Raw genomic sequence first — 16,614 nt, 5'->3', positions numbered from 1 at the left:
GGTATTACGGGTATCACCGGGACGGGGAGAGACCGGCACGGCAAGGGAAAGAAGACAGGCACCCGACAGCCGACACCCGGCCCCCGCCCCCTCACCAAGCCAGCTGCGCGATCTCCTCCGCCACCACCGCACACGCATCCGCCGCCGGATCGATCAGCGGAAAGTGGCCGACATCCTCCAGCAGCGTCAGCCCCACCACCTCGCCCGCCTTCGCCGCCGCGTCGGCGTACGCCTCCGCCACCGCCTGCGGTACGACCCTGTCGGTGCGGCCCTGGACGAGGGTCGTCGCGATGCCGGTGGGGAGCAGGAGCGCGGGGTCGGCGTACGGCAGCCGGACCGCGAACCCCTCGTCGCCGCCCAGGAGTTGACGGCAGGCGCCGCCGCACACGTCCAGCTTCTCGGCGACCGTGAAGTCGGCGATCGGGGCGAGCGCGACGACCCCGCGCAGCGGGGCGGGCCGGTCGGTGCGCCAGCCGGAGTCCGCGGGCAGGACGTGCCGGGCCGCGGCCCACAGCGCGAGGTGCCCGCCGGCGGAGTGCCCGGTCATCACCATGCGGCGCGGATCGGCCTGCGGCAGAAACTCCCGTACGAGCCCGGGAAGCGCGTCGATCGCCGCGGCCACGTCGTCGAAGGTCTCGGGCCAACGCCCGGCCGGCAGAGCGCCGTTGAGACTCCGGACACCGGCACCCGGCGACGACGGCCCGTCCGCACCGAACCCCGGCGCGCCCTCGACACCGCTCGCCTGCCCCGGAATCGACGCCCCACCGCGCCGGTACTCCACGTTGGCCACCGCGAAACCGCGCCGGGCCAGGAAGTCCGCGAACGGGGTCACATGGCGTCGGTCGTACGTCGCCCGCCAGGCCCCGCCGTGCAGGACGACGACCAGCGGCGCAAGTCCCGCACCGGCGAAGGCCTCCCCGCGCGGGGCGTAGAAGTCGATCACCTGGTCGGGATCGTCGCCGTACGCGCCCGTGGCGTCGGGGTCGACGGCCGGGTGCGAGAAGGCCGACTCCTCCTCGGCCGCGGCGCGGGCTTCTGCGGCGGCACGGGCAGCGGCGTCGTCCGGCATGCTCCAACCTCTCAGCGACGAAACGGATTTGGCGGACCGGTAAACCATCGTGGAAGAGAATTCGGCCGTTGGCCGGGACGGTATCAGGCCGATGACGTGCGCGGACACGGGGATGTCACGCTCGGTGAGGGTTAAACGGTTCTGCTGTTTCGTTACGCTGACGAGGCGTCCGCTCCCGTCGATCCGGAGCGCACCGAGGAGGCCGTTATGTCCGCCCAGCCCGGCACCGTCCGTCCCGGAGGGCGTACCGCCCGTGTCCGAACGGCCGTGCTGCGGGCGGCCGGAGACCTGCTCGCGGAACAGGGGTTCGACCGCCTCGATCTCGCGGAGGTCGCCCGGCGCGCGGAGGTCGGCAAGACGACCGTGTACCGGCGGTGGGGCACGGCCGGCGCACTGGTCGCCGACCTGCTCACCGACCTGCTCGCGGACACGTCGGAAGAACCGGCACCCCGCACTCGCACGCGCCCCCGCCCCCACCTCCGCCCCCGCTCCCTCCGCGAAGACCTGCGAACCCACGCCGCCCAGATCCAGCGGACCCTCGCGAACCCCCGCCAGGCCGCGCTCTTCCGCGCGGTGATCGCCGCGGCGGCCGGCGACGACCGTACGGCGGAGGCGCTGCGGCACTTCCACGCCGTACGGGTCGCCGAGTGGACGCCCTGTGTCGTGGCGGCCGTCGCCCGCGGGGAGTTACCGCCCGGCACGGACCCGGCGACGGTCGTACGCGCGGTCTCGGCCCCCTCCACTACGGCCTCCTCACCACCGGAACACCCCCCTCCCCCGCCATGGCCGACCGCGCGGCGGACGCGGCGGTGGCAGCGGCGAAGGCGGGGGTGTACGTCATCCAGGCGTGACGCGAAAGCCCCCGCGCATCACCTCCCCGAGGGGCTCGCGCGACGACACCGGCGGACTCGACGCGCAGCAGTTGCGCAGGGACCGGCCCAACCGCAGTGCGGGACCGGCCTGTTGACCGCGTACTGAACCGACCGTGGCCGAACAGCCGAACCAACCCGTCAGCCGCGTACCGAACCGAGCGTCTCCGCCAGCACCTCCGCCAGCACCCGCGCCGCCCGCTCCACGTCCCCGAACCCGACGTACAACGGCGTGAACCCGAACCGCAGCACGTCCGGGTGGCGGAAGTCGCCCACCACACCCCGCTCGATGAGCCGCTTCATCACCTCACCGGCGTCCTCGCAGCGCAGCGCGACCTGGCTGCCCCGCTCGGCGTGGGCGAGCGGGGTCACGCACTCGACGCGGCCCTCGTCGACGTACGCCGAGACGCACTCCAGGAAGAAGTCCGTCAGGGCGAGGGACTTGGCGCGCACCGCCTCGACCGACACCCCGTCCCAGACCTCCAGGGCCGCCTCCAGGGCGAGCATGGAGAGGATGTCCGGGGTGCCGACGCGCCCGCGCAGCGCGCCCTCCGCGGGTGTGTAGGACGGACTCATGCCGAACGGGTCGGCGTGCGAGGTCCAGCCCGGCAGCGGGGAGTCGAAGCGGCCCTGGTGCTCGCGGCGCACATAGAGGTACGCCGGTGAACCGGGGCCGCCGTTCAGGTACTTGTAGGTGCAGCCGACCGCGAGGTCGACCCCGTGCTCGTCGAGCCCGACCGGCAGGGCGCCCGCGCTGTGGCACAGGTCCCACACCGCGACGGCGCCCGCCGCGTGCACGGCGGCGGTGAGTCCGGGCAGGTCGTGGAGGCGGCCCGTGCGGTAGTCGACGTGGTTGAGCAACACGGCGGCCGTACGGTCGCCCAGCACGCCCGGCGCCTCCGCCGGGGTCACCGCCCGGAGCGTGCACCCCGTCATCCGGGCCGCGGACTCGGCGATGTAGCCGTCCGTGGGGAAGGTGGTCGCGTCGACGACGACCTCGTCACGACCGGAAGCCGGACCGCCCGAGAGCCGTACCGCCCCCACAACCGCCTTGAAGACGTTGACACTTGTCGAGTCCCCGACCACGATCTGCCCGGCCGCCGCGCCGACCAGCGGAGCGATCCGGTCACCGATCCGCTCGGGCGCGGTCCACCAGCCGCTCTCGTCCCAGGACCGGATGCGCAACGACCCCCACTGGCGTCGTACGACATCCTCGACGCGCCCCGGCACGGCGGCCGGGAGGGCGCCGAGCGAGTTGCCGTCCAGGTACACGACGTCATCGAGGACGAACTGCGAGCGCAGGCTCGCCAGTTCATCACCGGCGTCCAACTGCCCGGCCTTGAAGGTGAGTTCAGACATGGGACCGCGCCGTCCACAGCTCGGGGAACACGTTCTTCCGGGCGCGCTTCTCCAGCCAGGCCACCCCGGCGGAGCCGCCCGTGCCGGCCTTGGCGCCCATCGCGCGCCGGGTGGCGACGAGATGGTCGTTGCGCCAGCGCCACACCAGTTCGGCGACATCGGTCAACGCCTCGCCGAGACGGGCGAGTTCGGCGTCCTCGGGGCCGGAGTAGAGGGCCGTCCAGGCGGCCTCCACCTCGTCCGACGGCTCGTACCGCAGCGAGACGTCCCGCTCCAGCACGGCGGCCGGGATCGCGTGCCCGCGCCGCGCGAGCAGCCGCAGCACCTCGTCGTACAGGCTCGGTTCGTGCAGCGCCTTCTCCAGCTCGGCGTGCACGCGGGGCGCGCCCCGGTGCGGGACGAGCATGGACGCGGACTTGTCGCCGAGCAGGAACTCCATCCGGCGGTACATCGCCGACTGGAACCCGGAGCCCTCGCCGAGGGCGCTGCGGTACGAGTTGAACTGCGCCGGGGTCAGCTGGCCGAGCGGCTTCCAGGAGGCGGTCAGGGCCTCCAGTTCACGGACGGAACGCTTCAGCGCGGCGACGGCCACCGGTACGTCGTCGCCGCGCAGCGCGGTCGCCGCGGTCTCCCACTCGTGGACGATGACGGTGAACCACAGCTCCATGACCTGGGTCGTGACCAGGAAGACCATCTCTCCGGGATCGTCGGAGAGGGTGTGCTGGAGGTGGGTGAGCACGTCCGCCTTGACGTAGTCCTCGTACGGCGTCGTGCCTTTGAAGTCGAGATGCGGGGTCTCGGGCTCCTGCGTTTCCTGAGCCTCATGGGACGACATCGCTGTCTCCTGTATTACTCCGGGTAGCGGTCCGCCCCTGCCGTCATCGACAGGACGCCCCGGTCCCCGCGGCAAATCCTCTTCGATGGTCCCGCGAAAAGGCAAGGTCCGCCTGAGCAGTCAGACGGACCTCACACCGGGCCTGCGGTCAGCCCAGCGTCTGGGCCGCCGCCGGCGAGGAGTCCTTCAGGAACTGCGTGCAGCGCGCGTACTCCTCCTGCTCGCCGATGGCTCCGGCGGCACGGGCGAGGGCGTGCAGGGCGCGCAGGAAGCCGCGGTTCGGCTCGTGCTCCCACGGGACCGGCCCGTGGCCCTTCCAGCCGCTGCGGCGCAGCGAGTCCAGGCCGCGGTGGTAGCCCGTACGGGCATAAGCGTACGACTCCACGACGCTGCCCCGCTCGAACGCCTCGTCGGCCAGCTGGGCCCAGGCCAGCGAGGAGGTCGGGTACTTCGCGGCGACATCCGCGGGGGCGGTGCCGTTCGCCAGGAGCTCTCGGGGCTCCGGGTCGTCGGGGAGGTGGGTCGGGGGCGGGCCCCCGAGGAGGTTCTCGTGAATCGACATGGGTCCAGTCTCCCTCGTTGGAGGCCCGGGTTTCGTCTGCGGGCCGGTGGGGGCTGGTCGCGCAGTTCCCCGCGCTCCCAAAAAGGGCATCACCTGATCGCCCCTTCAGGGGCGCGAGGCTGTGCCGATATGCGGCTCCGCCGCGTGGGCGCGACCAGCCCCCACGCACCCGCAGCCGCACCCACACCCGCACCCGCCCTACGACAGCCGCCCCCGAGCCCGCTCCCCCTCCAGCGGCGGTGCCATGACCGCCCCATGCGTACGGCACTCCGGCCGACGGCACCCCGGCGGCAGCGACCGCACCGTGGCGAAAGCCGTCACGGAACCCGCCACCAACACCCCCGCACAGACCACCATCGCCCGCCCGAACGCGTCGTCGAAGGCCGAAGCCGACCGGTACGCCTCCTCCCCCATCCTCGTGACCAGCGGCAACGCGGCCACCGCGATCAACCCCGCCGCCCGTGCCGCCGCGTTGTTGATCCCGCTGGCGAGCCCGGCCCGCGAGGCGTCCACCGACCCCAGCACGGTCGCCGTCAGCGGGGCGACCAGCGTGACCATGCCGGCGCCGAGGACGAGCAGCGCGGGCACGACGTCCACCACGTACGACGCCCCCGGCCCCACCCGCAGCATCAGCAGCATCCCCGCCGCACAGAGCAGCGGCCCCACGGTGAGCGGGATGCGCGGCCCGATCCGGTCGGCGAGGGCGCCCGAGCGGGCCGAGAACAGCAGCATCAGCGCGGTGGTCGGCAGCAGGGCCGTACCCGCCTGGAGGGCCGACCAGCCGACGACCACCTGGAGCTGGAGCGCGGCCAGGAAGAAGAAGCCGCCGAAGGCCGCGTACACACACAGGGTCACCAGATTGACGGCCGTGAACTGCCGGGACGCGAAGATCCCGAGCGGCATCATCGGATCGGGCCGCCGCTTCTCCACGACCACGAAGGCCACCCCGGCGGCCACCCCCGCGACCGCGGTGACGGCGACCACCAGGGACCCCGACCGCGCCTCGATCAGCGCGTACGTCACCAGCGCGAGCGCCACCGCGCCCAGCACCGCGCCGAGCACGTCGAACCGCCCGTGATCGCTACGGCCGTCCGCGGACTCGGGAACATGCCGTACGGCGATCGGCGCGCACACCAGCGCCAGCGGGACGTTGAGCAGGAACACCCACCGCCAGCCCGGCCCGTCCACGAGCCAGCCGCCGACGAAGGGCCCGACGGCCGCCCCGATACCGCCGAACCCGGACCACAGGCCGACGGCCCGGCCCCGGTCGTCGGGATGGAAGGAGGCCTGGATCAGGGCCAGCGACCCGGGAGTGAGCAGCGCGCCGCCGACCCCCTGGAGGGCGCGGACGGCGACCAGGACACCGGCGTTCGGCGCGAGCCCGCACAGCAGCGAGGCCGCCGCGAACCACACCACACCCACTACGAAGACCTTGCGGCGGCCGTACCGGTCGCCGAGGGAGCCGCCGAGCAGGATCAGCCCGGCCAGCGTGAGCATGTACGCGTTGACCGTCCACTGAAGGGCGGCGAGGTCGGCGTCCAGGTCGCGGCCGATGCGCGGCAGGGCGACGTTGACGACGGTCGAGTCCAGCATCGCCATGCTGGAACCGAGGACGGTGGTGAGCAGGATCCACTTGCCCTGCGGGGAGGCCAGCCTGACGTCGGGCATGTGCCCAGATATACCGTGAGCCCGGCGCGAAGGCACCGGGCTCACGGGAAACACAGGACTTACTTGATGCGGGTGCCCGCCGAACGCAGGTTCTGCGTGGCCTCCACGACCCGAGCGGCCATCGACGCCTCGGCCAGCTTGCCCCACGTGCGCGGGTCGTAGGTCTTCTTGGAGCCGACCTCGCCGTCGACCTTCAGGACGCCGTCGTAGTTGCGGAACATGTGGTCGGCGACCGGCCGCGTGAAGGCGTACTGCGTGTCGGTGTCGATGTTCATCTTGACCACGCCGTTCTCCAGCGCGGTGCGGATCTCCTCCTCCGTGGAGCCGGAGCCGCCGTGGAAGACGAAGTCGAACGGCTGCGAACCGGCCGCCTTGCCGAACTTGGCGGCCACGCCGTCGTTCAGCTCCTTCAGCAGGTCGGGGCGGAGCACGACGTTGCCCGGCTTGTACACGCCGTGGACGTTGCCGAAGGACGCGGCCAGCAGGTAGCGGCCCTTCTCACCGAGGCCGAGCGCCTCGGCCGTACGGATCGCGTCGTCGACCGTGGTGTACAGCGAGTCGTTGATCTCGTGCGAGACGCCGTCCTCCTCGCCGCCGGTCGGGGTGATCTCGACCTCAAGGATGATCTTGGCGGCGCGGGCGCGCTCCAGCAGCTCCTGGCCGATGGAGAGGTTGTCGGCGAGGGTCTCCGCCGAGCCGTCCCACATGTGCGACTGGAACAGCGGGTTGCCGCCGGCCTTCACGCGCTCCTCGGACACGGCGATCAGCGGGCGTACGTACCCGTCGAGCTTGTCCTTGGGGCAGTGGTCGGTGTGCAGCGCGACGGTGACCGGGTACTTCTTCGCGACGATGTGGGCGAACTCGGCGAGGGCCACGGAACCCGTGACCATCTCCTTGTCGTACTGGCCGCCCAGGAACTCGGCACCGCCGGTCGAGATCTGGATGATGCCGTCGCTCTCGGCCTCCGCGAAGCCGCGCAGCGCAGCGTGCAGGGTCTGGGTCGAGGTCACGTTGATGGCCGGGTAGGCGAACTTGCCTGCCTTCGCCCGGTCGAGCATCTCGTTGTAGACCTCGGGGGTTGCGATGGGCATCTGTCCGCTCCTTGTATCTGCGGGTTGGCGTACTGCGTGCTTACGGCCCTGACCTAGACCTTGGCGTGGGGGTTCGACGTCGTCGTCGTCCCATCTTTCCAGACTCGACCGGATGTATCGCCAGAGGTGTCCAGCCTGTGGATGACTCAGTCGAGACCCAGCTCGTCCTTGGAGAACGCGAAGCGGTACGGCACTCCCGCGCCCTGCTCGATCTTCTGGGCGGCGCCCGTCGCGCGGTCCACGATCGTGGCGACGGCGACGACCTCGGCACCGGCCTCGCGCACGGCGGCGACCGCTTCGAGCGGGGAGCCGCCGGTGGTGGAGGTGTCCTCGACGACCAGCACCCGGCGCCCGGCGATGTCGGGGCCCTCGACCCGGCGCTGCATGCCGTGCGCCTTGGCCGCCTTGCGGACGACGAAGGAGTCGAGCCGCTGCCCGCGCGCGGCGGCCGCGTGCAGCATGGCGGTGCCGACCGGGTCGGCGCCCATGGTCAGCCCGCCGACCGCGTCGAACTCCAGGTCCGCGGTCAGGTCCAGGAGCACCTGCCCGACCAGCGGGGCCGCCGCGCCGTCGAGGGTGACGCGGCGCAGGTCGACGTAGTAGTCCGCCTCCAGACCCGACGACAGGGTCACCTTGCCGTGCACCACGGCCTTGTCCTTGATCTGCTGCAGCAGCGCGCCGCGTACGTCCGTCATGACGGTCAGCTTAAAGGCGGCGCCAGGTCCACGTGGTGGTGGCTTCCAGCGGCTCCAGCGGGGTGACCAGGCGCGGCAGCGAGTTCAGGCCGTCGGGCGGCCCGGTCTGCGGCTCCACGCAGACGGCGGCCTCCTGCTCGTCGTAGACGACGACCCACTCCTCGCGGCTGGCGACCTTCAGCTCCAGCAGCCCCGGCCAGGTCAGCGTGACGTCGACGCCGCCGGGCATGCCGAAGCAGTCGTCCCAGGGGCCTGGCTTCGGGTCGGTCCGCCGGCCGGTGGGCAGGTGGTCCTCGCCGCGCTCCTCCTGCCAGGCGGGGGCGAAGTCGAGCCGCACGGGCTCGCCGCCGTCGAGGGTGCGGTTGAACCAGGGGTGCCAGCCGATCTGGGCCGGGAACGAGGAGTCGTGCGCCTCGACGGACATCGTGAGCGTCAGGGAGTCCGCGGCGAGGGCGTACACCTGGGTGACGCGTCCGGGGTAGGGCCAGGGCTCGACGAGGTCGTACGTCACCACCGCCTCGTCGGCGCCGCTGCGGGCGACGCTCCAGGCGCCGTCGCGGGCGGTGCCGTGGATGGCGTGCGGCGGGGAGTTCAGGGGCATCTGACGTACCGTCGCACCGTCACGGAAGCGGCCGTCGCGGACACGGCCGCACCAGGGGACCATCGGGAAGCAGCCGAAGCGCTCGCCCTGCCGCAGCAGTTCGACGCCTCCGACCCGGAGTCCCCCGACCCGTCCGCCGTTTCCCGGCTGCAAGGTCACTTCCGCGTCGCCCGCGGTCAGTGTGATGTCTTCATGGCTCACGGGACGACAGTACTCAACGGCGCTTTCTCAGCACCCGGGTGACCACGATCGCCGACGCCAGGACCACCGCGGCCGCCGGTGCCGCCCAGCGCAGCGCCACTCCGGAGGCCACCGTCTGGGGAGCCGGTACGGGGGCGTAACGGCCCCTCGGGGGCGCGTGGTCGACCTCCTCGGCGCTGCGGCCGATCATCGTGCGGCGGGCGTGGGCGGCCTCGGCGGGGGGCTCGACGGGTTCGATGTGCGCGACGGGCTCGGCAGGCTCCACCTGGAAGTCCTCGGGGATCTCCGGCGCTGCGGGGCTCTGCGGCGCCTCGACGGCTCCCGGCTCCTCGACGACCGCTTCCGGCTCCTCCACCGCTTCCGGCGCCTCGGGCGCCTCGACCCCCTCGCCCTCCGTGGTCTCTTCCTCCGCCGCCCCCAGCCCCTCCGCGAACCGGCTCAGCAGGCGGGCGCCCGCCGCGGCCACCGCGTCCTGGGGCAGTTCCGTGACCCGTCCGTCGGCCGTCGCCGTGCCGTCGAAGGCCAGGGTCGTGCCGTCGTTCTTGGCGCTCAGGCGGAGGGTGAGGGCGAGTTTGACCGTGCCGGTGCCGCGGGCCTCGGTGGCGTCGGCCTCGACGGCGTAGGAGCCGTCGTCCCGGGCGGAGACGCGGGCCGAGCCGCGGTAGGTGACGGAGTGGCTGCCGACCCGCACCTTCAGGCGCCCGGCGACGGGGTCCGCGCCGGCGTCCTGCTGGAGCCCGGGAACCGCCCGGGCGACCCTCGCGGGGTCGCCCAGCGCCTCCCGCAGCCGCTCGACCGGAACCGGAACGAACACCTCATGCTCCATGGTTGCCGAGCCTACCCAGGGGGGACGGCCCCGCACCCCCGTTGGTGCAAAGTGACCGCGCGCTCGCCGCTCAGTAGCGCGGATGCACCAACGTGGAGGCCGCCAGGCCGCCCACGCGCGTGGCCTCCGCCGACCGCTCCGCCGCCCACAGCGACTGCTCCGTCAGCGTCCTGGGCCGCGGCCCGCGCGGGTCGAGCCCCAGCGCCGGACGCGCGTCGCGCGAGGCCAGCACGAACCCCCAGTCGCGCGGGGCCCGCGACGCGCCGGCCGTGCGGTCGGGGCCCGCGGCGAAACCGGAGTCCCGGCCGCCGACCCGGTAGGTCGTGGTGCACAGGCCCGCCGCGCGCATCGTCGCCTCCACCGTCCAGAAGACCCGGGGCCGGGAGGCGACCGGCCCCGCGTGCACGACGAGCCGCCCGCCGGGGGTCAGGGCGCGGCGGGCGAGGCCGTAGAACTCCTGCGAGTACAGCTTGGTGCTGGCCGTGATGCCGGGGTCGGGCAGATCGGCGATCACCACGTCGTACGACGACTCCGGCGCCGTGCGCAGCCACCGGAACGCGTCCGCGGTGTGCGCACGCACGCGTGTGTCGCCGTACACATGGCCGTTGAGCCGGGACAGGGCCGGGTCGTGGCGGGCGAGTTCCACCACGGCCGCGTCGAGTTCGACCACGTCGACCCGTCGTACGCCGGGATACCGCAGCACCTCGCGCGCGGCGAGGCCGAGGCCGCCGCCGAGGACGAGCACGCGCGCGTGGGGGCCGTCCATCGCGGGGTGCACGAGGGCCTCGTGGTAGCGGTGCTCGTCGCGGCCGCTGACCCTGAGGCGGCCGTCGAGGAAGAGATCGAGGGGGCGGCCGTCGGTGCCGCCGGTGAGGACGACCTCCTGGACGCCGGTCTGGAGCGCGACCCGTACGTCCTTGCCGTAGACCGCCTCGCGCGCGGCCCGTTCGAAGTCGTCGACGAGTACGGCGGCGGTGGCGAGGACGCCGAGGACGGCGAGGTTGGCGCCGAGCAGCAGCCAGCGGGCCCGGCGGCTCAGGTCGCGGCGGAACAGGCCGAGGACGAGGGCGCTGCCGGCGATCGCGTTGACCGTGCCGGTGAGCATCGCGCCGGTCAGCTGGCCGAGCAGGGGCAGCAGCAGGAAGGGGAAGGCGAGGCCGCCGACGAGCGCGCCGACGTAGTCCGCGGCGAACAGGTCGGCGACCGCGCCGCCCGCGTCCTGGCGGCGGATGCGCTGGATCAGCTCCATCAGCAGCGGGACCTCGGCGCCGATGAGCAGGCCGATGGCGAGGGAGAAGGCGACCAGGAGCCAGCTCGGGCCGCTCGCCCACAGGCCGCCCCAGTCGCCGGTCCAGGCGAAGACGGCGTACAGCGCCATCGCGCTGCACCCGCCGACGAGCGCGAGCAGCGCCTCCAGGGCGCCGAAGGCCGCGGCCGCCCGCCAGCACAGCCGCTTGGCGGCGAGGGAGCCGATGCCCATCGCGAACACCATGACGGAGAGCACCACGGAGGCCTGGGTGACCGAGTCGCCGATGAGGTACGAGGCGAGGGCGACCAGTTCGAGTTCGTACACCAGTCCGCAGGCGGCGCAGACGAAGACGCAGGCGAGGACGAGGAACCGCCCGGTGCCGGCCCGGACGGGAAGCCGCACCGGCCCGGCCCACGGCGGCGGGGCGCCGGGTGGGGCGGGGGCGTGCGGCTCGATCACGATGCGACGTTACGTCACACGTGGGGCACGCTTCGTCACCCACACGTGTGGAACTGACGGCCCGCCCTCACCCCGCGAAGCCCGCCGGAACCCGTACGCCGACCCGTGTCCGGGTGGCGACCAACTGGCCGTCCTGCGGATACGCGTGCCAGGTCCGCCAGTGCACCTGCCCCTCGTGGCGCTGGGCCAGCATCGCCGTGAACGCGTGCGGGCTGCCCGGGAACACCCCCGCAAGTCCGTTCGGATGGTCGGACACCAGCGCCAGCAACTCCTGGGCCCGGCCCGCGAACTGACCCGGTGACAGCGCCTCGACCCGCGCGGCGAACTCGTACTCCCAGTCCCCCACCCGCTTGGCCACGCCGAGCGGCAGCGGTGTGCTGCTGCCGGGGATGCACGCCACCGTCTCCGAGCACGACCCCCGGGCCTCCTCCAGGAGCACCTGGTGGGACGCGCCGAGAAGTCTCAACTGAAGCTTCGCCCCGGCCAGTTCCAGGTCGAGCGTGGCGAGGGCGGGCAGCGGCTCGCGCCCCAGGGCCCAGGCGAGATCGGCCGCGCGCGTGTCGGTGTAGGAGGTGTTCAGGGTCGTGAGCATGGATCGGCTCCGCTAGCACGCAAAAGAAGGGGGGAGGTGTGGTTCCGGCGCACTCCGGGCGGCACCGGGAATTCGGCCCGGTCAGCCCAGTCGGCAGGTCAGGAGAGCTTCCGTGCGACGTCCGAGGGGCTGCGTAGGTGATTTAGAGGGAATCATGAACGGTGGCGCCGCCACAGCGTTTTTACCCAACTTCGTGGGGTTTCCATCCCTCCGTGGGCTCCACAGCTCAACTGTTCAACTACGGCGCACGCCACGGCGGCCGGAGCGTACGCCGGAGCAACGAAGTGAAAAAGCGACAAGCGGGAGCGCGGGGCCCCGACCCAGGCCAACCCCACGCCCCCGCCTCTCCGTCCCCCCGTACCGCGGATGCGGTTCCCCCTGCCGGAGCTCAGCTGCCCCGTGTCAGCTGCCTCCCCCGCATCCGCCTCCGCCGCCGCAGGACGACCCGCCACCACAGGACGACCCGCCGCCGCAGGAGTGACCTCCGCCTCCGTGGTGGCCGCCTCCGTGGCCTCCGGAGTCCGAACCGCCGCCGCTGTCACCGGCCCACCAGCTGCCGGCGGAGCCGGAGGAGCTCGAGCCGGTGCGCAGCCGGCGGCTTCGGCCGGACCGCTGACGGCGGTTGGCGCCCGCGATCGCCATCAGCAGGACGGCCATGAAAAGGACCAGCAGGATGATGCCGAGAGCGAGCCCCATGGCGCCGCCCTCCTTTCTGAGCGGCTTCCCCGAAGCGACCCCCCGTGGGCGCCTCGCTCACCGCGTGAGCTGGAGATGCCCCTCCGTCTCACGAGCCAAAGCAGAGTTGAGGAACTCCAGAGCTTGGGCGCAGGATGACCGGCATGACCTCCAGCGCGCGCCCCCTGCTCAACCGCCGTCTCGCCGAGTTCGGGACGACGATCTTCGCCGAGATGTCGGCCCTGGCCCTGCGGACCGGTTCGATCAACCTGGGCCAGGGCTTCCCCGACACGGACGGTCCCGAGGAGGTCAGGGAGGCGGCCGTACGGGCGCTGCGCGACGGGCGCGGCAACCAGTACCCGCCGGGTCCGGGCGTCCCGGAGCTGCGTACGGCGATCGCCGAGCACCAGGAGCGCCGTTACCGCCTCTCCTACGACCCCGACGCCGAGGTCCTGGTCACGGCCGGTGCCACGGAGGCCATCGCCGCCGCCCTGCTCGCCCTGGTCGAGCCCGGTGACGAGGTCGTCGCCCTGGAGCCGTACTACGACTCCTACGCGGCCTGCATCGCGATGGCGGGCGGGACCAGGGTCCCGGTCACGCTGCGGCCGTACGACCACAGCTTCCGCCTCGACCTCGACGAACTGCGCGCCGCCGTCACCGACCGGACCCGGCTGCTGCTGATCAACACCCCGCACAACCCCACCGGCACCGTCCTGACCCGCGAGGAGCTGACGGCGATCGCCGAGCTGGCCGTGGAGCGGGACCTGCTGGTGATCACCGACGAGGTGTACGAGCACCTGGTCTTCGACGAGGCCGAGCACCTCCCCCTCGCGGGCTTCCCGGGGATGCGCGAGCGCACGGTCTCGATCGGTTCGGCCGGCAAGACCTTCTCCTTCACCGGCTGGAAGGTCGGCTGGATCACCTCCACGCCCGAACTGGTCTCGGCGGTCCGCTCGGCGAAGCAGTTCCTGACGTACGTCTCCTCCGGGCCGTTCCAGTACGCGGTCGCCGAGGCGCTGCGCCTTCCGGACTCGTACTTCGCGGACTTCCGCGCGGACATGCTGGCCAAGCGCGACCTGCTGGCCGGCGGTCTCGCGGAGGCCGGTTTCGAGGTCTTCAGGCCCGCCGGCACGTACTTCGTCACCACCGACATCCGCCCGCTCGGCGAGAGCGACGGCTTCGCCTTCTGCCGCGCCCTGCCGGAGCGCGCGGGCGTCGTCGCCATCCCGAACGCGGTGTTCTACGACCACCGGGAGGCGGGCGCCCCCTTCGTGCGGTTCGCGTTCTGCAAGCAGACGGCGGTGCTGGAGGAAGCGGTGAAGCGGCTGAAGAGCCTGACGGGCTGAGCAGACACCGGGGGCGCGATGCTCGCTTATGCCTGACTTCTTATGCAATGTGCTGATGTGACCCACGTCAGCACCCACGGCAGCACCCACAGCAGTCCTCATGTCGACACCCACGTCGACACCCGAGTCAGCCCGCTCGCACCGCCCCCCGTCGTCCGCCCCGGCGCCACCCACCGCACCGCCCGCCGCACCACCCCCCGCCACTCCCTCGCGACCGCGCTCGGCCTGTTCGCCGCCGCCCGGTTCACCGGTCTCGCCGTGCTCGCGGCGACCGCGTGGGCCACCGGGCACGCGCCGCTCACTCTGCTGGGGCGGTCCTGGGACTCCCGCTGGTACCTAGGCATCGCCGAGCACGGATACGTCCGCACCCTGCACATCCGGCCCGGCCTCGTCTTCAGCGACCTGGCGTTCTTCCCGCTCTACCCGGCCCTGGTCCGGACCGCGACGGAGCTGACCCCGCTGAGCGGCGGCGCGGCGGGCCTCGTGGTGTCGTGGACGGCGTCGGCGGTGGCCGCGGCGGGGATCCACGCCCTGGGCCTGCGGCTGCACGGACGCGCCGTGGCCACCGCCCTGGTGCTGCTCTGGGGCCTGCTGCCGCACTCGGTGGTGCTGTCGCTGGCGTACACGGAACCGCTCCTGACGGCCTTCGCCGCGTGGTCGCTGTACGCCGTGCTGAGCGGCCGCTGGGTGTGGGCGGGGACGCTGGCCGCGCTCGCCGGGCTGTCCCGGCCCAACGGGGTCGCGGTCGCGGCGGCGGTGCTCGCGACGGCGTCGTACGAGATCTGGCGATCGTTGCGAGAGCGCCGGAAAGTTACCCACAGGCTGTGGACGGGCGCCGCGCTCGCCCCGCTCGGCTGGCTGGGCTATGTGCTGTGGGTCGGCCACCGCAAGGGCGACCTGCTGGGCGGCTACTTCGAGGTGCAGCGCCGCTGGGGCTCCCGCTTCGACCTGGGCCGGGGCTCACTGCGGTTCGTACGGCACCTGATCGTGCAGGGCGACCGGCTCGTGTTCCCGATGGCGCTGCTGCTGGTCGCCGCCGCCGTACTCCTGTACGCCCTGCTGCTGGCCGACCGTGCCCCGCTGCCGCTGCTGGTCTACAGCGGGGTGCTGCTGCTGATCGCGCTCGGCGGGTCCGGGTTCTTCGCGTCGAAGCCGCGCTTCCTGCTGCCCGCGTTCCCGCTGCTGCTGCCGCTCGCGCGGGCGCTGGTGCGGACGGCGAGAGCCCGGCCCTGGCACGCGGCCGTGGTGGCCGGTGCCCTGGCCGGGCTCTCGTTCGCCTACGGCGCGTATCTGGTCGTGATCGCCGGTACGCCGCTGTAGCGGGAGGAACGCCTACTCGTCGTCCTCGGGCTTCTCGGCGTCGTTGACCTCTTCCTCAAGGCCGAGCTGCTCGACGAGCCACTTGTCGAACTCGATGGCGGCCCGCACCCAGCTCACGGTCGAGGAGACGAAGTGCTCCAGGCTGACGCCGGTGCCGATCAGCATCTGCGCCTCGCCGATCAGGCGGACGGTGCCGTCGTCGTGGGTGTGGCTGTAGACCTTGGGCCACAGGGTGCGGCGGTTCCAGTCGTCGATCGACTCCAGCAGCTGCGGCTTCTCGTCGATCTGGTGGGGCCGGTCGTAGAACGTCCGCACCGAGAAGACCTGCTGGTCACCCTCACCGCGGAACATGAAATACGTACGGAACTGCTCCCACGGCGCCGCGAGGTCACCCTCGTCGTCGACGACATACTTCAGCTCCATCTGGTCGAGGAGCTGCTTCACAAGATCCTGATCCGGGACGACGGGGCCCGCCGGTCCTTGCTGCGGCTCGGGCTGGCCCCCGAAGTTCGGAATCGAGGACGGGTCGATGGTCACCGTGAATTTCCCTTCGTACGGATTCCGCCATCCTCCCCCATCCGGGGAGGGGGGTGGCAAGCCCCGACGGACCCTGTCCTCCCAGGGCTGACATGATCCGGTCAGCCCAGGTAGAACTGGGTCCGACCATTGGGGGAACACATGACGCGGACGGACATCGAGACGGTGACGGAGCAGGGTGCGCAGGGCAGGACCAGATGGGGCGTCTTCCTGGCGATCCTCGCCGTGCCGACGCTGGTGGTGGCGGCCCTGATCGCGCTGCTGGTCGCCTGGTTGTTCACGGACGACTCGGTCGCGGCGGACGTGAAGAAGACCTCGTGCGCCGAGGCCCTGGCCTATGGCGGGGCGAAGCTGCCGGAGGGGGCGCGCGACGCCTGGTGCGGGATCGAGGCCGGGCCCGAACCCCGCTACGACGCGCGCTTCAAGATGCCGCGCGCCGGGATCGACGCCTGGGTGGCGGCGGCCTTCCCGCAAGGGCCGCAACTGCGGACCACGCAGTGCGGCGACGCCCAGGTCGACGCGTGCCTGACCGCGGGCCCGGTCGCGGGAGAGCGGGCCTCCGTGCAGATCGAGATCACCCACGACAGCCGCAACTGGTCCGAGGTGCGGTTCAAGGCGTTCACCCTGTGAGGAGGGGGCGCCGCCCCCTCCTCACTACGG

At 72.5% G+C, this 16,614-nt stretch carries 16 protein-coding genes and 1 pseudogene; 4 read left to right on the top strand and 13 right to left on the bottom strand.

Annotation, left to right across the window (positions count from 1 at the left end; translation table 11 throughout):
• Positions 1-91: 91 nt before the first annotated feature.
• On the bottom strand, positions 92-1,069 hold the full coding sequence (locus G3I78_RS15565) for an alpha/beta hydrolase (protein ID WP_164424706.1): 978 nt from the start codon (positions 1,067-1,069) through the stop codon (positions 92-94).
• Positions 1,070-1,276: 207 nt separating this feature from the next.
• On the opposite strand from G3I78_RS15565, the pseudogene G3I78_RS15560 reads away from it, so the two are divergent.
• Positions 1,277-1,920 (top strand): annotated as a pseudogene (locus G3I78_RS15560) (TetR/AcrR family transcriptional regulator).
• A 159-nt stretch (positions 1,921-2,079) separates the two neighbouring features.
• On the opposite strand, the gene kynU reads toward G3I78_RS15560, so the two are convergent.
• The 11 genes from kynU to G3I78_RS15505 all read right to left on the bottom strand — a co-directional run bounded on the left by kynU (position 2,080) and on the right by G3I78_RS15505 (position 12,772).
• Positions 2,080-3,297, bottom strand: a complete 1,218-nt coding sequence (gene kynU, locus G3I78_RS15555) for a kynureninase (RefSeq protein ID WP_164424704.1) — start codon at positions 3,295-3,297, stop codon at positions 2,080-2,082.
• Positions 3,290-4,132, bottom strand: a complete 843-nt coding sequence (locus G3I78_RS15550) for a tryptophan 2,3-dioxygenase family protein (RefSeq protein ID WP_164424702.1) — start codon at positions 4,130-4,132, stop codon at positions 3,290-3,292. Before G3I78_RS15550 ends, kynU begins: the two co-directional genes overlap by 8 nt.
• 148 nt (positions 4,133-4,280) lie before the next feature.
• On the bottom strand, positions 4,281-4,694 hold the full coding sequence (locus G3I78_RS15545; RefSeq protein ID WP_164424700.1) for a DUF3151 domain-containing protein: 414 nt from the start codon (positions 4,692-4,694) through the stop codon (positions 4,281-4,283).
• A gap of 198 nt (positions 4,695-4,892) precedes the next feature.
• Positions 4,893-6,362, bottom strand: a complete 1,470-nt coding sequence (locus G3I78_RS15540; protein WP_164424698.1) for an MFS transporter — start codon at positions 6,360-6,362, stop codon at positions 4,893-4,895.
• Positions 6,363-6,421: 59 nt separating this feature from the next.
• Positions 6,422-7,453 carry a class II fructose-bisphosphate aldolase gene (gene fbaA / locus G3I78_RS15535; RefSeq protein ID WP_164424696.1) on the bottom strand — a complete coding sequence of 344 codons (1,032 nt, stop codon included), beginning with the start codon at positions 7,451-7,453 and terminating at the stop codon, positions 6,422-6,424.
• 146 nt (positions 7,454-7,599) lie between these two features.
• On the bottom strand, positions 7,600-8,148 hold the full coding sequence (gene pyrE / locus G3I78_RS15530; RefSeq protein ID WP_164424694.1) for an orotate phosphoribosyltransferase: 549 nt from the start codon (positions 8,146-8,148) through the stop codon (positions 7,600-7,602).
• A gap of 10 nt (positions 8,149-8,158) precedes the next feature.
• The gene (locus G3I78_RS15525; RefSeq protein ID WP_164424692.1) at positions 8,159-8,950 is read right to left on the bottom strand and encodes an aldose 1-epimerase; all 792 of its coding nucleotides are present in this window, start codon (positions 8,948-8,950) and stop codon (positions 8,159-8,161) included.
• 13 nt (positions 8,951-8,963) lie between these two features.
• Positions 8,964-9,776, bottom strand: coding sequence for an SRPBCC domain-containing protein (locus G3I78_RS15520; protein WP_164424690.1), 813 nt, complete (start codon positions 9,774-9,776; stop codon positions 8,964-8,966).
• 70 nt (positions 9,777-9,846) lie between these two features.
• On the bottom strand, positions 9,847-11,484 hold the full coding sequence (locus G3I78_RS15515; protein ID WP_164424688.1) for a polyamine aminopropyltransferase: 1,638 nt from the start codon (positions 11,482-11,484) through the stop codon (positions 9,847-9,849).
• A gap of 67 nt (positions 11,485-11,551) precedes the next feature.
• Complete coding sequence (locus G3I78_RS15510; protein WP_164424686.1) at positions 11,552-12,076, bottom strand: DUF2617 family protein; 525 nt, start codon at positions 12,074-12,076, stop codon at positions 11,552-11,554.
• A 402-nt stretch (positions 12,077-12,478) separates the two neighbouring features.
• Entirely contained in the window at positions 12,479-12,772 is a 294-nt protein-coding gene (locus G3I78_RS15505; protein WP_164424685.1) for a hypothetical protein, read from the bottom strand.
• A 134-nt stretch (positions 12,773-12,906) separates the two neighbouring features.
• On the opposite strand from G3I78_RS15505, the gene G3I78_RS15500 reads away from it, so the two are divergent.
• The gene (locus G3I78_RS15500; protein WP_164424683.1) at positions 12,907-14,097 is read left to right on the top strand and encodes a pyridoxal phosphate-dependent aminotransferase; all 1,191 of its coding nucleotides are present in this window, start codon (positions 12,907-12,909) and stop codon (positions 14,095-14,097) included.
• Between the two features lie 225 nt (positions 14,098-14,322).
• The gene (locus G3I78_RS15495; RefSeq protein ID WP_164425288.1) at positions 14,323-15,417 is read left to right on the top strand and encodes a mannosyltransferase family protein; all 1,095 of its coding nucleotides are present in this window, start codon (positions 14,323-14,325) and stop codon (positions 15,415-15,417) included.
• 12 nt (positions 15,418-15,429) lie between these two features.
• On the opposite strand, the gene G3I78_RS15490 is transcribed toward G3I78_RS15495, so the two are convergent.
• Positions 15,430-15,954, bottom strand: a complete 525-nt coding sequence (locus tag G3I78_RS15490) for a YbjN domain-containing protein (RefSeq protein WP_123990645.1) — start codon at positions 15,952-15,954, stop codon at positions 15,430-15,432.
• 141 nt (positions 15,955-16,095) lie between these two features.
• On the opposite strand from G3I78_RS15490, the gene G3I78_RS15485 reads away from it, so the two are divergent.
• Positions 16,096-16,584: a hypothetical protein gene (locus G3I78_RS15485; protein ID WP_164424681.1), complete on the top strand. Its 489-nt coding sequence runs from the start codon at positions 16,096-16,098 to the stop codon at positions 16,582-16,584.
• The last annotated feature ends 30 nt before the right edge of the window (positions 16,585-16,614 follow it).

Source organism: Streptomyces sp. SID13726 (assembly GCF_010548375.1).
In the GTDB taxonomy this organism is placed as follows: Bacteria; Actinomycetota; Actinomycetes; order Streptomycetales; family Streptomycetaceae; genus Streptomyces.
This window is presented reverse-complemented; position numbering and strand designations above follow the sequence as displayed.